We start from the raw sequence: 17,472 nt of genomic DNA on the forward strand, positions 1-17,472 counted from the left end.
GCCTTATCTTTAGTTGAGTTTGAATATATCGGTCGCTCCTATTCATAGTTTGCGATCGATTATTCAGCAAGCCCTACTTACTAATCTTTTTGAGGACTTACGCATCAAACGGCTAAAAACCGGGTTTCTTCCTAAATGCGTCGTTGCCACATCCGAGAAACCGGGTTTTTTTCGTAAGTCCTATTTTTAAATGCCAGCCCCCGGAGCGGCTTCAGCACCCATTTCTAAAACTGTACCGCGAAGAAAATCAATTTGCTGCTGAAAGTCCATGCCCTGAACCTTTCCTAATAAAGCTTTTCCTGCTTCGGGAAGTTGATAGTCGGAAGGCACAGGAATAATAGTTCCTTCGTCCATTCCTACTGCTAGGAAATACCAAAAAGCCAGTTTGGTTTCAGGGCTCATCGAGCCGTACATCCGGCTGAGTTCAGTATTGGCTTTTGAGGCAATGTCGCGCATTACTTGTAGTTGTGCTTCGTGGGGCAGCGGTTTAACTTGCTCGAACAAACCCTGAGCGATTTCCGAACCCGAAGCACCGGGAGCCGCTGGTGTTATTGACTTGCCCATTTCGGTGTAAACAAACCACAGCACACCTAATTGGTCGTCTACACTCAAGCTCTGGATATCTGCTTTTCCTTGGTCGTAAGCACCGGCAGTAGTAAATGTCATTCAAGCCTCCAAAATAATATGTATTGCTCAGTTTTCTTCTTTTTGAGAAAACTTTTGTTTGCTACTTAAGTTAAAGTACCTAATAAATATTGATGCGAGAATCTTGCTTAAGACAGAGATGATCCCGGACATAAGTTCGGGGAGTAAATTCACCACAATTGGGAAAAATTGCAACCAAAGGATGAGGAAAATTTGACAAAATTGTTGTTAGCGGAGCTCATGATTAGCATTGTTTAGCCGATCGACGATCGCCTATAATCGCACCAGACCTGTATTGAGGTGCTGTTATGTCGATCGCAACTGCAAAACGCTTCACCATAGCGGAATATCACCGCCTGACAGAACTGGGGTTCTTTAGTGAGGACGATCGAGTTGAATTAATCAAGGGAGAACTTGTCAACATGGCTGCTAAAGGTACGGCTCACTCTGTTTGCGAGACACGCTTGGAACGCGAGTTATTTAAGCTGCTGGGAGAAAGGGCGACCCTGCGGGGGCAACAACCGATTATTCTGCCTAATGACAGCGAACCAGAACCCGATCGCGCGATCGTGCAAAATCGCCCGGATGACTATTTATCCTGTCACCCCACTGCTGCGGATATATTGTTATTGATTGAGATTGCGGATTCTTCTTTGAATTACGACAAACAAGTCAAGTTGCCCCTTTATGCTGAAGCGGGTATCTCTGATTATTGGATATTTAATTTATTAGAAATTTGTTTGGAATGTTACAGCGAACCTTATCAGAATTCCCAAGGCCAATTTGGTTATCGCGTCAAGAGAATTTTTCTGCCTAACGAGACAGTTGCCCTGCCTAATTTTGGGGATTTCTCCCTCGATTTATCTAAAGTATTTCCTCCTAGTTTTCTCGGCGAATAGAATTCGCTACAGAAACAAAGTCCGCCGCAGTTGACGTGGCAGGATGTAGGGTCGGGTGGACTAAAAAAGCCGGGTGTCACTCAAAGAAAATAGGCTGGCTATTTGCCAGCCTAGAATCAGGAGAACTTTATTTCCAATTCGTGGAAAGTCTAGCTAAACAAACCCGAAATCCCGTTGACTGCTATGGCTCCAGCCAAAGCCGAAACAACTACAGAAGTCAGAGCCGTACCGAACAGCCACCAAGCAGCAGTTGCTGCGGCTTCGCGCGCATCTTCTGCTTGCTGCTTGGCCTTGTTTTTGAGCTGTTTGATGCGTTTTTTGGCTTCAGATTGCAGGCGTTCCGAGCGCAATAAAACGCTGTCCCGGGCTCCTTCCATTTGGTCAACAATTCGGTGCGCGTCAGTCTCGGAAATATCGGAACGAGAACTCAGCAGGGCAACTAAAGTACCGCGATCGAACTCACCTAAACGCTCTTTAATCGCGTCAAATCCGGCCTGCGGGTCGTCAAACACTTTGCGGAAGTCGCGCTTGATGCCTTCGTAGTTGAGTTCTGGTCGCTCCAGCGAATTGAGGTAATCCCGGATTTTCCCGAAAATACCATCCATTGCTGACTGAAACTTGTCCTGAACCATTTGAACTTGTTCGACAATTTGGTTGCGGACAGATTCAATTTGGTCGGCAATTCTGTTAGCTTCCTCTTGCGAGATGTCTTCCCGCTGCGATAGCAGTGCTACCAGAGTATCGCGGTCAAAGTGCTTCAGGCGATCACCCAAACTTTGCATCCCCGCTCCCGGCTCACTAAACAGCAACTGCAAATCGCGTTTGATGCTTTCAGGATTGAGTTCTTCCTTGTCCGTATTCCGCAAGTAATTTTCCAAACTTCCTTGGAAATCCCGGACTGTTTTTTGAGCGCGAGAAGCCAAGCGGCGGGGCGATTTCACGATGCTGCGAATCGAATCTTGCACGCGATCGATCGTCCGATTGATCTGTTCTTCGCTCAAATCTTCCCGCTGGGAAAGCAGCTTCACCAAAGTTTCGCGATCGACCTGAGAAAGTCTTTCCCGAAGTGCCAATGCACCCTCTTTCGGACTTTCAAACAATTTGGTCAAATCCCGATTGATGCCTTCAGGATCGAGTTCTTCCAGGTTAGTATTCCGCAGGTACTCGCCAATTTTTGCAGTAACTTCTTCGTACTGCTCCTTAGCTTTATCTGCAACTATTTGCGGGGCGTGGATAATGTTGTCGCGCACAGATTCCATCCGGTCGATCGCCTGATTTATCTGTTCTTCGCTGAGGTCTTGGCGCTGTGACAGCAACTGCACCAGCGTATCGCGGTCGAATTGAGACAAGCGTTCTCTCAGCGATTTAAATCCGGCTTCCGGGTCGCTTAAAAGCGTTTGAAACTCGCGCTCGATCGCTTCAGGATTGAGTTCTTCCTTATTAGTATTGCGGAGATAGTCTTCTACCTTTTGCCGCAATTCTTGCGCTTTGGATTGCGCTTGCTCTTGCAATTCTTGAGCTTTAGACATCACGCGATCGCGCGAACTCTCCAGTCTGCCGATTAACTGATCGGCTTCCTCTGGACTGAAATCCTCCCGCTGACCGAGCAACTGCACCAAGGTATCGCGGTTAAACTGAGACAGGCGATCGCGCAAAGCCTCAAAACCAGCATCCCGGTCTTCCAAAAGCGCTTGGAAATCCCGCTCAATACCTTCAGGATTCAATTCTTCCTTGCCAGTCGATCGCAAATAATTCTCAATCCGGCTCCGCAAATCTTGAGACTGTTCTTCACCAGCAGCAGCTTGCACAATTTCCAACACTTCTTGTCGGACACCTTCAAGCTGTTCGGCAATTTCCGTCACCTGTTCAGGAGCAAACCCCTCGCGGCGGCCCAGAATCCCTACAAAATAATCGGGATTAAACTGCTCTAACTGGCGCAAAACAGCTCCCGGAGAAGCTTCCGGGTCGTAAATCACATTCCTAAATTCCTGCTTGATTGTCTCCCGGTTGAGATGCCAAGGTTGGGTATTCAGCAAGTAGTTTTCCACATCAGCCTTACCTGTATTGAAAGGCAGCGCAGGCACTTTATCGCCCACCTTAGAAGCTAAAGATTTAGCTTGTTCCGTCCCTTTTGCTGTCAGTTGCAGCAACTGACCAGAGATTTTTTCAACATCCAAATCAGACAAATCCGTCCGCGACAAAACAGTGCCCATAAGAGCTTCGACACCCAACTGCATCGCTCGCTTCATGCCGCCTGAACCCGATTCCGATTTGTTTTCCCTACTTTGCAGAATTTGAGACAGCTTGGCGTTGAGTTCGTCCGACTTCAGCAAATCGGGAGCCGCAAACTTGAGAAAATCAACCAACTCTAAATTCGGGTCTTTCTTCTCTTGCTGCTTGCCGAATGTTTGCTTCCAAACGCCTTCGAGTTGGTCGGCAACTTGAGTTATTTCCTCCGCAGAAAAGTCAGTGCGACTCTTAACTAAGTCCACAAAAGTCTGGCGGTTAACATTCTTCAGAACGTCACTTCCCGCAATAGATTTGATATCTGCATCGCCCAGCAACTTTTCAAATTGACCGCGAATTTCCTTAACATCTAGTTTCGGTAACTGCAAAGAACCCACATAATCTTGCAGTGTTTCGCGAATGCTATCCGGGTCTACCGCCGAACTCAATTCGCGGCGGACAGCGGCAACAGATGCCTCTACAGTATTGACCATTTGGTCGCTAGCCATCTTCCCGCCGATCGCTGCACCCGCAGTACCCATGACGCCTTGAACGCCTGAAAAAGCAGTTTTTATCAAGGAACCGATCATGGAACCGACGGCGCTAGAACCGAGCCACACCAGGGTTAAAAAGTACGCAGCCCAGATGACCACACCAATAATTGCCGCTCCGTCTACGCTGGCAATTGAAGTTAGTTTGACCGCCAGAAAACAAGCCAAAAATAAAGCTAGGTTAACTGTGACTAAAATCCAACCCCCGACTAAACCTTCTATTTTCCGAACTTTACTGCCTAAACTTTCTGACTCATCATCGTCATCGTCGGGTAAAGCCTCGTCCCAATTTGAGATTTTGGCTGCGATCGAGAAATTTGTTAACAGGAATTGGAAGCCGAAAGCCATGATGACTCCGGCGATTAATGCCACGAAAAACTGAGGGCTTAAAAACATCAGACCTCCGATATCGGGGTGATTAAATGGCACATCTATTTCTACTGGCATTTCTACTGGCATTTGGCCCCTATTGAGTTGGGGAGTGTACAGCGACATTAATAACTCGCTTTGAAACATAATTTACCTCCTTAATTTTTATGCCTAACTCGGCATAGCGAAAATTGCCCCCCAACTTTTTTCTAGGGGTGTTTGTAATCTTTAGATGAGGTTTTGTTTGGGTTCGGCTTTATCTTACGGAAGCCCTTATTAGTGACATTGAGATGAGTGGTAACTCAGTTCTATAGTGATCTCATCCTTACTGCTTATTATGGCTCTGGAAGCTAAAAAATAAATCCGTCTAAAGTCAGAAATTACTTTTTAAGGGATTGGTAGCAGCAGAGTTCGCATAAAACGGGCAAGTTTGAGGCGGGGGCTATCCCCACCAATTATCAATAGTAGTAAAGTGCGATGTGATGCACTCTACATATCGTAGAGTGCGCTACCGAATTAGGATTCCGTTGGATTTTCAAGCTCAAAACGAGCGAGTAATTGCGATCGATTGAGCTGCATAATCAGTCGTTGGCGAGCGAGGGTTTCTAAATCTAATTACAGGCAATTCAACAAACATGATATCGGGTGCGCCGCAGCCTAGGCTACGAATTTTTGCCGCAGCATTTACCCTCACAGTTGCGAATGCTACGAATGCAGCCGTACTCCTCGAAACGTTGACTGTGTTTGCGAACAGTAGGATAGGCTAGTAAATATAAGGGAATTCCGATTAGTTGGTAAAGCAATCGACCAGCAGCATGAACAATATCCCACATTTCGCTTGAATTAGGTTCTTGAACAAACTCTCCTATTTCATCTTTTAAGGCAAGCCACTGAGATTGCAGAGTAGGAGGGTGACAATTATCAAATGCTGCCATACCTTTTTGGTAGTTTAGAAAAATTTTATTCATATATTTAATCAAATCTGGCTCCCCTCTGATAATATCAGAAGTTAATCTGAGATTACAATCATCCGGTATTTTAAGGAAATTAGCTATGCGACTCTCTCAAATGCTTTTTGTCACCCTGCGGGAAGACCCAGCAGAAGCAGAAATTCCCAGCCACAAACTATTACTGCGTGCGGGATATATCCGGCGCATCGGCAGCGGAATTTACGCTTATCTGCCCTTAATGTGGCGTGTACTCAAAAAAGTCTCCCAAATTGTGCGCGAAGAAATGGACGCTACCGGCGCTCAAGAATGCCTCCTTCCGCAACTGCAACCGGCAGATTTGTGGCGGGAATCCGGCCGCTGGGACACCTACACTCAAGCGGAAGGTATTATGTTTTCCATGACAGACAGGCAGCAGCGAGAATTGGGACTGGGCCCTACTCACGAAGAAGTGATTACTACAATTGCTAAAGATATGATTCGTTCCTATCGGCAATTGCCAGTACATCTTTATCAAATCCAAACTAAGTTTCGCGATGAAATTCGCCCGCGTTTTGGGTTGATGCGCGGTCGCGAATTTATTATGAAAGATGGCTATTCTTTCCACACTAACGAAGAAAGTCTGAAAAAAACTTATCAGGATATGGCTCAAGCTTATAGCAATATGCTGCGCCGATCGGGCTTGCAATTCCGAGCAGTAGATGCTGATTCGGGAGCAATTGGCGGTTCTGGTTCTCAAGAGTTTATGGTGTTGGCTGAAGCGGGAGAAGATGAAGTTCTTTATACTGAAGATGGTCAGTATGCAGCTAATGTGGAAAAGGCTGTATCGATGCCTGTTGATGCGGAATCGTCGCCCTTTGCAACGTTTGAAAAGCGGGAAACGCCGGGAACTGAAACAATTGATAAACTTTGCAAGTTTTTGAAATGTTCTCCCACGCAAGTTGTCAAAAATGTGCTTTACCAAGCTGTGTACGACAATGGTATTACAGTCTTGGTATTGGTAAGCATTCGCGGCGACCAAGATGTGAATCAGGTAAAGTTGCTGAATGAGTTGACGAAGTTAGCGGGCAATTATCAAGCTAAAACTGTTTTATTTTTGACTGTTCCGGATGCGGAAGCTCAGCGGAAATGGGCGGCTAAATCTTTACCTCTTGGTTATATGGCTCCCGATGTTGCTGATGATTATATCGCTGGGAGTAAGGAGGTAAACTCTAAGTTTTTGCGTTTGGTCGATCGCACTGCTGTTGACCTGACAAACTTTGTCACCGGTTCAAACGAATCAGGATACCACGTTGTCGGGGCCAATTGGAACAAAGAATTTCCGCTACCAGCAACGGTTGTAGGTGTCAGAACAGCCAAAAAGGGCGATCGGGCAGTGCACAACCCCGAACAAACCTTGCAAAGCGCCAGAGGCATCGAAGTGGGCCACATCTTCCAATTAGGAACCAAATACTCCCAAGCAATGGGCGCCACCTACACTAGCGAACAAGGCGAAGAAATGCCCTTTGTGATGGGCTGCTACGGCGTCGGCGTGTCGCGGCTAGCTCAATCTGCCGTAGAACAATCCTACGACAAAGACGGGATAATTTGGCCAGTGGCGATCGCCCCGTATCACGCCATCATTAGCATCCCCAATATTTCCGACGCCCAACAAGTAGAAGTCGCCGAAAAACTCTATGCCGAACTCAACCAATCTGGCATTGAAACCTTACTCGATGACCGTGACGAACGAGCAGGAGTTAAATTCAAAGATGCTGATTTAATCGGCATTCCCTATCGGATTGTTCCGGGTCGTTCGCTGAAAACAGGCAAAGTTGAAGTGGTGGAAAGAGCAACTCACAAATCCCATGAAATTCTTGTTGATGAAGTAAATTATACTTTAAAACAGTGGATAGAAGCCGCCATCAAATAAGCCTTTTTCACCAGTAAGGTGCGCGCACCGCGCACCTACATTTAGGCTCAAAATGTACGCGGTGTACACCCTACATTAGCTCCCCTCTTGGGAGCATCTCAATGAAAGCACCCAGCTAGAAATTGGAGACAGGAGGCAGGATGCACGAGGAAAGTGGAAGAAAGAAGGAGCCAGAAGAAGTGTTTTTACAAATATGAGATGCTCCCCCCCTCTTCCTTCTTCCCTCTTCCTTCTTCCTTCTTCCTTCTTCCCTCTTCCTTCTTCCCTCTTCCCTCTTCCTTCTTCCTTCTTCCTTCTGATGTGAAATTCCCTAAAACTTAACACTCGATATGAATCTGAATTTAAATCAGTTTCTTCGATTCCCTCAATCCCGAATTGGGCGGTACTTAGCCCAAGTAACTGTCGTTGCGGTCGCTTACGCCGTGGGGGCGAGGCTAGCAATTTCAATTCAAGGTGTTAGTCCCTTCGCTTCCTCGGTGTGGCCACCCGCAGGAATTGCACAAGCCGGACTTTTATTGTTTGGGAGTAAAGTCTGGCCTGCCATTGTTTTGGGTACATTTTTGCTCAATTTGGTTAACCCAAGTGAACAGATATTTGCACTTTGGCTGGGAGGAAACGCCGGGGCAATTCTGCAAGCGGTTTTTGCAGTAACTGCCCTGAGCTGGTTCCGATTTCGTCCCTCTCTCGAACGTTTGAAAGATGTAATTAATTTAATCTTGTTTGGCGGTCTAATTGCTACTCAAATCAGTTGCACTATTGGCGCATTTTCTCTGTATTTAGCGGGCAAAATAGAGTGGAGCGAGTATTGGTCTGCTCGATGGAATTGGTGGTTAGGAGACACCATGGGAGTTTTAATTATAAGTCCCTTAATTTTAATATTTATTCGTCCTCAAGTAACCGCCAATCGTTTAAAAATACAAACAGAAACCAAGAAAGCTTATTTAATTGAGCGAGGAGTATGGTTAATATTATTGATCGGGGTGAGCTGGCTGGTATTTGAGTCGAAACATGAAGCTTCGATTTCTCGTTATCCCCTGGAATATTTACCGTTTCCTTTGATCATGTGGGCTGCGCTTCAATTCGGTCAGCGAGCCGCTGTCCTAGCATCGTTTATTGTCTCAATCATCGCAATTTTTGGCAGTTCTCATGGAGGGGGCCCCTTCACAGCCAAAGCCGAAAATATCAATCAGGCTATCTTATTTTTGCAAGCTTTTATGGGTGTAATTACGATTACCTCGCTGTTATTGGCAGCAACAGTCGCTGAACGTACATCAGCGGAGTATTCTTTACGAGAGAGCGAAATTAAATATCGAGAATTGGTGGAAAATGCTAACAGCATTATTCTGAAACTGGATGCTGAGGGCCATATTACTTTTTTTAACGAATTCGCCGAAAATTTCTTTGGTTACAAGGAGGAAGAAATTCTTGGAAAAAATGCCTTGGGAACCATTATTCCACAGACGGACATCGCAGGGAATAACTTAGAGTTGGTTTATGGTCAAATTTTACAAAATCCCGATCGCTTTACCAGCTATGAAAATGAAAATATCCGGCGCAGTGGCGATCGGGTTTGGGTATCTTGGGCAAATAAACCGCTGGTTGATTCAGCGGGCAAACTTTTGGGCATCCTCTGCATCGGGACAGATATCACCGATCGCCGAAAAGCTGAAATAGCGTTGCAAAAGCTCAATGAAAAGCTGGAAATCCGAGTAGAAGAGCGGACGAATGCCCTGAAACAAAGCGAACTTCAGCTACAGAAACAGAAAGCGGCATTAATTGATTTAGCCAAAAATAAAGCGCTGAATCAAGGCGACTTAACAAAGGCCCTTCAAGAAATAACTGAAACTGCTAGCCGTACTCTGGAAGTTGCCCGATCGAGCGTCTGGCTGTACGATCGCACTAAATCCAAGATCGAGTGCCTGGATTTGTTCGATCGCACTCTCAACCACCACTCACACGGCTTGGAATTAGCAGCAGCAGATTATCCTGTCTATTTTCAAGCACTGCGAGAAGAACGCGCAATTGCTGCCTTTGACGCACAAAACGATTTTAGAACTAGAGAATTTGCGGAATCTTACCTAATTCCTATCGGCATCACTTCTATGCTAGATACGCCGATTCAAATAGGCGGTGAAACAGCAGGAGTTATTTGTTTAGAACACGTAGGAACTCCCCGTCATTGGACTATTGAAGAACAAAGTTTTGCTGTTTCTCTAGCAGACTCTGTAACTTTCGCAGTGGAAGCGCGGCAACGCCAGCGGGCTGAAAAAGCGCTGCGGCAAGCTGAAGAAAAATACCGCAGCATCTTTGAAAAGGCGATCGTCGGCATTTTTCAAACTACCCCAGATGGGCAATATCTCAGCGCCAATCCTGCTTTGCTTCGGATTTACGGTTACAGTTCACGCGAGGAATTGGTGGGCACACTAACTGATATTAGCCAACAACTTTATGTTGACCCCGATCGCCGCGCCGAGGTTGTCCGTTTAATAGAAGAACAAGGCAAAGTATCGGATTTTGAATCTCAAATTTACCGCCGAGATGGCAGCATAATTTGGATTTCGGAAAATACTTATACCGTGCACGATTCCTACGGAAATTTGCTTTATTACGAAGGTACTGTTCAAGAGATCACAACTCGGAAACAAGCTGAGGCAGCTTTGCGCTTAGAACAAGAAAAATCCGATCTTCTCCTACTCAACGTTTTACCGCAACCAATCGCCGATAGATTAAAACAAGACCAAAGCATCATCGCCGATACTTTTTCCGAAGTAACAGTATTGTTTGCAGATATAGTCGGTTTTACCCAAATTAGTGCCCAAATTTCTCCGCCAGAATTAGTTTCCTTGCTTAACGACATTTTTTCCACATTCGATCGCCTAGCAGAAAAGCACGGATTGGAAAAAATTAAGACTATTGGCGACGCTTACATGGTAGTAGGAGGGCTGCCCATGCCCCGCAGCGATCATGCAGAGGCGATCGCCCAAATGGCGATCGATATGCAGCAGGCCATTATTGACTTCAGCAATATCCAGAATCAAGATTTCAGCATCAGAATTGGCATTAACACCGGCCCTGTCGTCGCCGGAGTAATCGGTATTAAAAAATTTATTTACGATTTATGGGGAGACACCGTTAACACCGCTTCCCGCATGGAATCCCACAGCAAGCCGGGGTGTATTCAAGCCACGTCAGCCACTTATGACCGATTGCAAGACAAGTATTTATTGCAAAGTCGCGGCACAATTGAAGTCAAAGGCAAAGGCGAGATGAACACTTATTTTCTTATAGGGAGCAAGTTATAACAGAAGGAAAAATTTAAAAGCAAGAAGCAATATAAGAACTCCTGTTTCAGTAATTAAAAATTTCCTAATCGTCCGGCGCGGTTGCTATAGTTAGTTAAAAATACAAAACTCAGTATGAAGCCAAACAAAAATCAGTCTTTGCGATTTCCTAAATCTAGAAATTGGCAATACTTAGCAAAAGTAGCCGCCCTTGCTTTTGCTTATGCTTTGGGAGCAAAAATAGCAGTTTCAATCCCAGGCATAAATAAATTAGGCACGGGCGTCTGGCCACCCGCAGGAATTGCACAAGCTGCACTTTTATTGTTCGGGCGGCCGGTGTGGCCGGGAATAGCTTTAGGCGTCTTCTTTTTCGATATTTTTAACCAAAAAGTCTCCTTAATAAGTGGATTAATATCTGCCTTAAGTGCTTGTCTGCAAGCTTTTATCGCATTTACTTTGTTGCAGAAACTCAAGTTTCGCCCGTCACTAGAGCGGCTGATAGATGTAGTCAATTTAGTTTTCTGCGGTGCTGTAGTTGCCACTCAAATCAACTGCACTCTAGGCACGCTTCGCCTCTGTGTAACTGGTTTAGTTGACTGGAGCGAATATTGGCACATTCGATGGAATTGGTATCTCGGAGATACATTAGGGGTTTTAATTTTTACTCCCCTGCTGTTGATTATATACAACCAGAAACAAGCGCGAATCCCTTCAAGAAATACAGGTTCTCAAACAATTGTAAATCGCCTCGGTGCCGGAATATGCCTGCTATTATTAGTAATAGTCAGTTGGCTAGTATACAACTCAAAAAGTGAAGATAATCTCTCCGGTTATCCCTTAGAATACTTGCCATTTCCCTTAGTAATTTGGGCAACCATTCAATTCGGTCAGGGCGGGGCGGTTTTAGCATCTTTCATTGTATCCAGTATCGCCATTTGGGGCGGTTCTCAGGGAGGCGGCCCTTTTATTGCCAAAGCGGAAAATATCAATCAGGCAATCTTATTTTTGCAGGCTTTTATGAGCGTAATTGTAATTACTTCGCTGTTATTGGCCGCCACAGTAGCGGAACGCGCATCAGCAGAGGATTCGCTGCGGCAAAGCGAAATTAAGTATCGGGAATTAGTGGAAAATGCTAACAGCATTATTTTAAAACTAGATACCGAAGGAAATATTACTTTTTTTAACGAATTCGCACAGAATTTTTTTGGTTACGATGAAGAAGAAATTATTGGCAAAAACGCCGTGGGAACAATCATTCCCCAGAGAGATACAAGAGGAAATGACTTGGCAGCCAAGTTGAGAGATATTTTGGAAAACCCAGAACAATATATGCGAAATGAAAATGAAAGTATCCGGCGCAGCGGCGAGCGGGTTTGGGTATCGTGGGCAAATAAACCCCTGTTTGACGCGGTAGGAAAGTTCGCGGGAATGCTGGCAATCGGTACGGATATCACTGACCGCAGGCGGGCTGAAATGGCGCTTTACAAGCTGAATGAAGAGTTAGAATTTAGAGTGAAAGAACGAACTAATGCTCTGAATGATACTTTAAGTGCACTGCGAGTTCAACAGGAACAATCAGAACGCTTGCTGTTGAATATTTTGCCTGAAGAAATAGCAAATCGGTTGAAGCGGGGAGACAGTACGATCGCAGACACTTTTGCTGACGTTACTGTCTTGTTTGCGGACATAGTAGGCTTTACTCAACTCAGTTCCCTAGTTTCTCCAACGCAATTAGTAGCCTTGCTGAATGACATCTTTTCGACATTTGACAACCTAGCAGAAAGGCACGGTTTGGAAAAAATTAAGACGATTGGCGACGCTTACATGGTAGTTGGAGGGCTGCCAATTCCTCGCCCGGATCACGCAGAAGCAATCGCAGAAATGGCCATCGATATGCAGCAGGCAATTACTGACTTCAGCAATATCCACAATCAAGATTTCAGCATCAGAATCGGCATCAACACTGGCCCGGTTGTCGCCGGAGTCATCGGTATTAAAAAATTTATTTACGATTTGTGGGGAGACACCGTTAACACTGCTTCCCGCATGGAATCTCACGGCTTGCCAGGGAGTATTCAGGTAACAGAAACAACTTATCAGCAATTGCGAGAAAAGTATTCCTTTGAAAACCGCGGCGCGATCGAAGTTAAAGGCAAAGGCCAGATGACTACTTATTTACTGAAAAGCCGAAAATAGCTTGAGTAAAGGTTTTTCTCTAAAAGTAAGGGCGATCGCACTCTCAAGTGTGCGATCGCCCTCATTTTAATTTAGCCAAGTTTTTTAAAGCTTGTACAGGTTAATTCCAGCTTCCTTCGCCATGATTTCCAAACCCTTGTGTTGCAAGGTTTTAATCGCTTTTGTAGAAAGGTGCAATCTTACCCAGCGCTTCTCCTGCGGCCACCAAACCCGCTTCCACTGCAAATTGGCGTCTTGCAATTTGTGAGTGCGGTGGTGCGAGTGAGAAACTGCAAAACCGTTATTAGCCTTCTTCCCCGTTAGCTGACATTTCCGTGACATACTTCCCTCCAAATTACCGTTTTTTGCGTGCAGCCTTTTATTATATAGCAACAGCGCAGAACCCCCCTAGCCCCCCTTGTTAAGGGGGGGACAAGAAAACCCCCAATCGCCCGCTTCGCAAGGGAAATAAACTCTTGTTCCCCCTTTACCAACAGAAATAAACTGATTAGGTAAAGCTCCTGCTCCTACTAACAAAAATAAACTCTTGCTCCCCCCCTTAGCAAGGGTGGGGGGGGGTAATTACATTGCACGTTCTGTCAATTTTGTCAAGACTTGATTCGATCGCTCGACAAAATCCTTCATCCCTTCAGCATCGAAACCCTTCTGGGCCATCAAAGCCAAGTCGTAAACGTGGTGACAAATCATACTCGCCAACTGACTTGACGGAGACTCCCCGCCGCCTTGAATAATCGCACCCTGACTCAAACTCGCCAGATTTTGAATCAGCGGATGAGACGTATTCACCAGCAAAACGTGTTCTTCGGGGAATTCCGCCGCTTGCTGCTGCAAAAGCGCCGTCATGTCGCGCATCCGGCGTAAAGCTTCCGGCAAAAGTACGATCGCAGGTGGCGTCGCCTCCGCAGAGTCAGACTTCAAAGCTTCTGTGCGAATGTTCACTTTCGGCTTATTGAGAGCTTTTTGGAACATTTCTTTAACTTGTTCGCTGCGAGTTTTATTCGTCGCCGGATCGACAATTTCTGCTTCTTTCTCTTTGTCAATTAGCGTGTCGTCGATGTCGGAATCAACCCGCGAGAATTTGACATCTGAGTATTCTCGTTCCAAGAAACTAATAAAGTGCGTGTCGATGAAAGAATCCATAAACAGCACTTCTAAACCTTGGCTTTTGTGCATTGCCACGTAAGTTGCTTGAGACGCAGGTTCCGTACAGTAAAAAACGCGATTTTCGTGGCGTTTTTGATTGCGTTCCAAATACTCTTTCAGCGTCGTGTAAGGCTGCGTGGAACTAGAATTTTCCGACTTCGGAGTGACATCTTGCCACAAATCTCCTTCCTCAGTTTGCACCTGAACTTCGGGCGTTACAGTTTCTGGCTTCTCGGCTGTTGGTTCGTAGGTACTGCGGTAGATTAAGATATCTTCGACTTGCTTTTTGAACTTGTCATCGTTGAGAGTTCCAAACTTGACAAAAGTGCCGATATCTTGCCAGCAGCGGATGTATTCGTTGCGGTCGTCGCGGTAGAGTTCTTTCAGGCGATCGCCCACTTTTTTGGCAATATAATCAGCGATTCTCCGCACAGTGCGATTGCTTTGCAAAGAACTGCGAGAAACGTTTAGCGGAATGTCGGTACTGTCAATCACTCCCCGCAGCGGCATCAAGAATTTCGGGATAATTTCTTCGCAGTGGTCGCTGACAAAAACCTGGTTGCAGAATAGCTTAATGTTGCCTTGGGTAACATCGACATCCGGCCGCAGTTTCGGAAAGAAGAGAATTCCGTTGACAATGAAAGGATAATCTGTATTCAAGTGTACCCAAAGCAGCGGCTCATCTTGGTACGGGTAAAGGTAGCGATAAAGTTCTAAGTAATCTTCTTTTTGCAAATTGCTGGCTGATTCCCGCCAAATTGCTTTGTGCTTGTTGAGTTCCTCTCCCTCAAATTTGATGGGAACGGGCATGAAATCGCAGTAGGTTTTGATTAACTGCTTGATGCGAGTGGCTTCTACATACTCTTGTTCTTCATCTTGGAGTGTAAGAGTAATAGTAGTACCGCGTTCTGTGCGGGTGGATTCTGATAGTTCAAAAGCGGGGGAACCGTCGCAAGACCAGTGTACTGCTTGGGAGCCTTCTTGGTAAGAAAGAGTGTCTATATCTACTTTCTGAGCGACCATGAAAGAAGAGTAGAAACCGAGACCGAAGTGACCGATAATTGCGTCGTCGCCACTGCCTTGGTATTTTTGAATAAATTCTTCAGCGCTGGAGAAAGCGACTTGATTGATGTATTTTTTTACTTCGTCGGCGGTCATGCCGATGCCGTTGTCGGTAATTGAGAGTGTTTTGTTTTCTTTGTCGATCGCTATGTTGATTTGTGGTTCGCCCATGTCGCCGCTGTATTCGCCGGAACGAGAAACCATTTTGAGTTTAGCAATGGCATCGACGGCGTTAGAAATTAGTTCCCGCAAGAAGACTTCGTGGTCGGTGTATAGCGACTTCTTGATAATCGGGAAAATATTTTCGGTATGGATTGAGATTGTTCCCTGTTCTAAAACTGTCATAATTTTTCTCTCTGATGACTGCTAAGTGCTTAGAAATAGCTATTTAATGATTTTCGGCGATCGTGCTCTCTTCTGCAAAAGGGATTACCACAAAAAGATGATTCGGTTTTCCCCACATCTTGCACAATTCTCAATCAGCCTTTTAAGGGCGGGCAGGATGCCCACCCCACAACAAGAATTACTCTTTGTGGAACAGGCATCTTGCCTGTTCTTGAGCATGGTGCAAGATGTCAGTTGCCCTCACATAGTAACTCACAAAGGCAGCCGCAGGAGAAAGGTGCTACCGGAACCCAATTCGCTGCGGGCGCTGAGGCTGCCGCGGTGTGTGCGGGCAATGGTTTGGGCGATCGCCAATCCCAGTCCCGAACCGCCAGTATGGCGCGATCGATCGCTGTTGACTCGGTAGAATCGATCAAATATTCGCTCTAAATCTGCCGCCGCGATCCCAATACCAGTATCTTGAACCTGAATGATCGCCTCCTGGTGGCTGCAATCTAAAATAACTGTTACTTTCCCGCGCGCCGGAGTGTATTGAATCGCATTAACAATTAAATTAGCAACTAAGCGATAAAGTTGGTCGGAATTGCCGACAACATTTAATTGCTGCTGCACTTGCACTTCGGATGTTAAGGCTACCTTAGAAGCGATCGCCAAAGCTGCCAATTCCTCTACTAAATCGCTAACAAGGTCATTCAAACAACATAATTGAGGGCGATCGCGTATCGCTTGATTATCCATGCGAGCCAGCAGCAGCAAATCAGCCACTAACTGAGTTAATCGTCGGTTTTGGCGATCGATCGTCCGCAAAATTTCCCGCGCCTCTTTTTCATCCAATTGAGGCGTCAACAGGGCTGATTCTACTGTCGCCTGCGAAGCCGCTAAAGGCGTCCGCAATTCGTGGGCCGCATCCGCTGTAAACTGTTGGATTTGTCGGTAGGAAGAATAAATCGGTTTCATCGCCAATCCTGCCAACAACCAACTAGCAAAGCCTATCAAAATCAATGCTGTAGGCAATCCTAATTTCAAAACCCATTTCACTGTACTGAGATAATCATTAAAGTCTTGCAGGCTCCGCCCCACTTGAAAATATCCCCAATCTTGCTGTGTTTGGGTGTGTAGCGCTACAGAAATTTGGTGGTAAACATTGCCTTTGGTGTCAGTTATTGTTTGCCAGTATTGGGAGTTAAATTTTGGTGGCAATTCTTCGGAATAAGCGCCTGCGGTAGCAATTAATTTGCCCGAATCATCAAATAAACGAATATAGTAATAGCCTTGGTTGATAGCGCTTAAAATATGGCGGCTTGGCAACTGTTCTTTAATGCTGTTAACTCCCATTAGGCGAAGGTTGGGCAAAAGTTCGTTTACTATTGGCTCCAAGCGTCCGGGCTGCTGCAATTTGAGTTCTAGGCTGTCGTGTAACGTCCCGGCTACTGATTCTAGTTCGCGGTCTATGGCTACCCAGTGAGCGTGGGCGATCGCCTTGTATACGCCAAATCCCAACAAGCTCAAAATCAAACCCATTACAGCCGCATAGGAAATGGCTAATTGCCAGCGAGTTCGATTAAACAGTTTATTTTGATTCATTTAAACTTAGATTTTATTTTATATAATTTAGGACTAAGACCAACTGTACAAATAAGGGTGAAATTTTAGGTATATAGTTGCGCTTCAGCGCTCTTAGCTTAGGAAAGAGCGCTGAAGCGCAACTACATACCTTGGTGGCAGTTGGCCTTACTCCTATAATTGTTAAGAACAGGCAAGATGCCTGTTCCACAAAAATTAAATTTTATTGTGGGGGCGATCGGAGCTCCCGCCCTACTCATTGGTGACAAGTTAAGAAGAGCGATAGAAAGTCAAGAGGGACTTTCTTAACAAGCTCAAACGTGTGAAACTCAG

The 17,472-nt window shown here is 45.6% G+C and carries 10 protein-coding genes; 4 read left to right on the forward strand and 6 right to left on the reverse strand.

The window, feature by feature from the left end; genetic code table 11:
- Positions 1-186: 186 nt before the first annotated feature.
- Positions 187-666: an orange carotenoid protein N-terminal domain-containing protein gene (locus tag QUA40_RS23160; RefSeq protein WP_333130214.1), complete on the reverse strand. Its 480-nt coding sequence runs from the start codon at positions 664-666 to the stop codon at positions 187-189.
- Positions 667-953: 287 nt separating this feature from the next.
- Here QUA40_RS23160 and QUA40_RS23165 point away from each other — a divergent pair, with 287 nt between their 5' ends.
- The gene (locus QUA40_RS23165; protein WP_333130216.1) at positions 954-1,544 is read left to right on the forward strand and encodes a Uma2 family endonuclease; all 591 of its coding nucleotides are present in this window, start codon (positions 954-956) and stop codon (positions 1,542-1,544) included.
- Positions 1,545-1,693: 149 nt separating this feature from the next.
- On the opposite strand, the gene QUA40_RS23170 is transcribed toward QUA40_RS23165, so the two are convergent.
- Positions 1,694-4,837 (reverse strand): MFS transporter, encoded by a 3,144-nt coding sequence (locus QUA40_RS23170; protein WP_333130218.1) that lies wholly within the window; start codon positions 4,835-4,837, stop codon positions 1,694-1,696.
- A 515-nt stretch (positions 4,838-5,352) separates the two neighbouring features.
- A complete protein-coding gene (locus QUA40_RS23175) occupies positions 5,353-5,658 on the reverse strand; it encodes a hypothetical protein (protein WP_333130220.1) in 306 nt (101 codons plus the stop codon).
- Between the two features lie 85 nt (positions 5,659-5,743).
- On the opposite strand from QUA40_RS23175, the gene proS reads away from it, so the two are divergent.
- From proS to QUA40_RS23190, 3 genes are all read left to right on the forward strand, one after another.
- Positions 5,744-7,549 carry a proline--tRNA ligase gene (gene proS, locus QUA40_RS23180; RefSeq protein WP_333130223.1) on the forward strand — a complete coding sequence of 602 codons (1,806 nt, stop codon included), beginning with the start codon at positions 5,744-5,746 and terminating at the stop codon, positions 7,547-7,549.
- A gap of 329 nt (positions 7,550-7,878) precedes the next feature.
- Positions 7,879-10,851, forward strand: a complete 2,973-nt coding sequence (locus QUA40_RS23185; RefSeq protein WP_333130225.1) for an adenylate/guanylate cyclase domain-containing protein — start codon at positions 7,879-7,881, stop codon at positions 10,849-10,851.
- 114 nt (positions 10,852-10,965) lie between these two features.
- On the forward strand, positions 10,966-13,026 hold the full coding sequence (locus QUA40_RS23190; RefSeq protein ID WP_333130227.1) for an adenylate/guanylate cyclase domain-containing protein: 2,061 nt from the start codon (positions 10,966-10,968) through the stop codon (positions 13,024-13,026).
- Positions 13,027-13,110: 84 nt separating this feature from the next.
- Here QUA40_RS23190 and rpmB read toward each other — a convergent pair whose 3' ends face one another.
- The 3 genes from rpmB to rppB all read right to left on the reverse strand — a co-directional run bounded on the left by rpmB (position 13,111) and on the right by rppB (position 17,160).
- The gene (gene rpmB, locus QUA40_RS23195; RefSeq protein ID WP_006634309.1) at positions 13,111-13,347 is read right to left on the reverse strand and encodes a 50S ribosomal protein L28; all 237 of its coding nucleotides are present in this window, start codon (positions 13,345-13,347) and stop codon (positions 13,111-13,113) included.
- Between the two features lie 240 nt (positions 13,348-13,587).
- Positions 13,588-15,576, reverse strand: a complete 1,989-nt coding sequence (gene htpG / locus QUA40_RS23200; RefSeq protein ID WP_333130229.1) for a molecular chaperone HtpG — start codon at positions 15,574-15,576, stop codon at positions 13,588-13,590.
- 252 nt (positions 15,577-15,828) lie between these two features.
- Positions 15,829-17,160: a two-component system sensor histidine kinase RppB gene (gene rppB, locus QUA40_RS23205; RefSeq protein ID WP_333130230.1), complete on the reverse strand. Its 1,332-nt coding sequence runs from the start codon at positions 17,158-17,160 to the stop codon at positions 15,829-15,831.
- Between the last annotated feature and the right edge of the window lie 312 nt (positions 17,161-17,472).

Source organism: Microcoleus sp. Pol11C3 (assembly GCF_036701485.1).
In the GTDB taxonomy this organism is placed as follows: domain Bacteria; phylum Cyanobacteriota; class Cyanobacteriia; order Cyanobacteriales; family Microcoleaceae; genus Microcoleus.

What these genes read in the sequence shown, in the direction of transcription:
- QUA40_RS23160 (WP_333130214.1), bottom strand. Translation starts at nt 666, where the DNA reads ATGACATTTACTACTGCCGGTGCTTACGACCAAGGAAAAGCAGATATC.
- QUA40_RS23165 (WP_333130216.1), top strand. Translation starts at nt 954, where the DNA reads ATGTCGATCGCAACTGCAAAACGCTTCACCATAGCGGAATATCACCGC.
- QUA40_RS23170 (WP_333130218.1), bottom strand. Translation starts at nt 4,837, where the DNA reads ATGTTTCAAAGCGAGTTATTAATGTCGCTGTACACTCCCCAACTCAAT.
- QUA40_RS23175 (WP_333130220.1), bottom strand. Translation starts at nt 5,658, where the DNA reads ATGAATAAAATTTTTCTAAACTACCAAAAAGGTATGGCAGCATTTGAT.
- proS (WP_333130223.1), top strand. Translation starts at nt 5,744, where the DNA reads ATGCGACTCTCTCAAATGCTTTTTGTCACCCTGCGGGAAGACCCAGCA.
- QUA40_RS23185 (WP_333130225.1), top strand. Translation starts at nt 7,879, where the DNA reads ATGAATCTGAATTTAAATCAGTTTCTTCGATTCCCTCAATCCCGAATT.
- QUA40_RS23190 (WP_333130227.1), top strand. Translation starts at nt 10,966, where the DNA reads ATGAAGCCAAACAAAAATCAGTCTTTGCGATTTCCTAAATCTAGAAAT.
- rpmB (WP_006634309.1), bottom strand. Translation starts at nt 13,347, where the DNA reads ATGTCACGGAAATGTCAGCTAACGGGGAAGAAGGCTAATAACGGTTTT.
- htpG (WP_333130229.1), bottom strand. Translation starts at nt 15,576, where the DNA reads ATGACAGTTTTAGAACAGGGAACAATCTCAATCCATACCGAAAATATT.
- rppB (WP_333130230.1), bottom strand. Translation starts at nt 17,160, where the DNA reads ATGAATCAAAATAAACTGTTTAATCGAACTCGCTGGCAATTAGCCATT.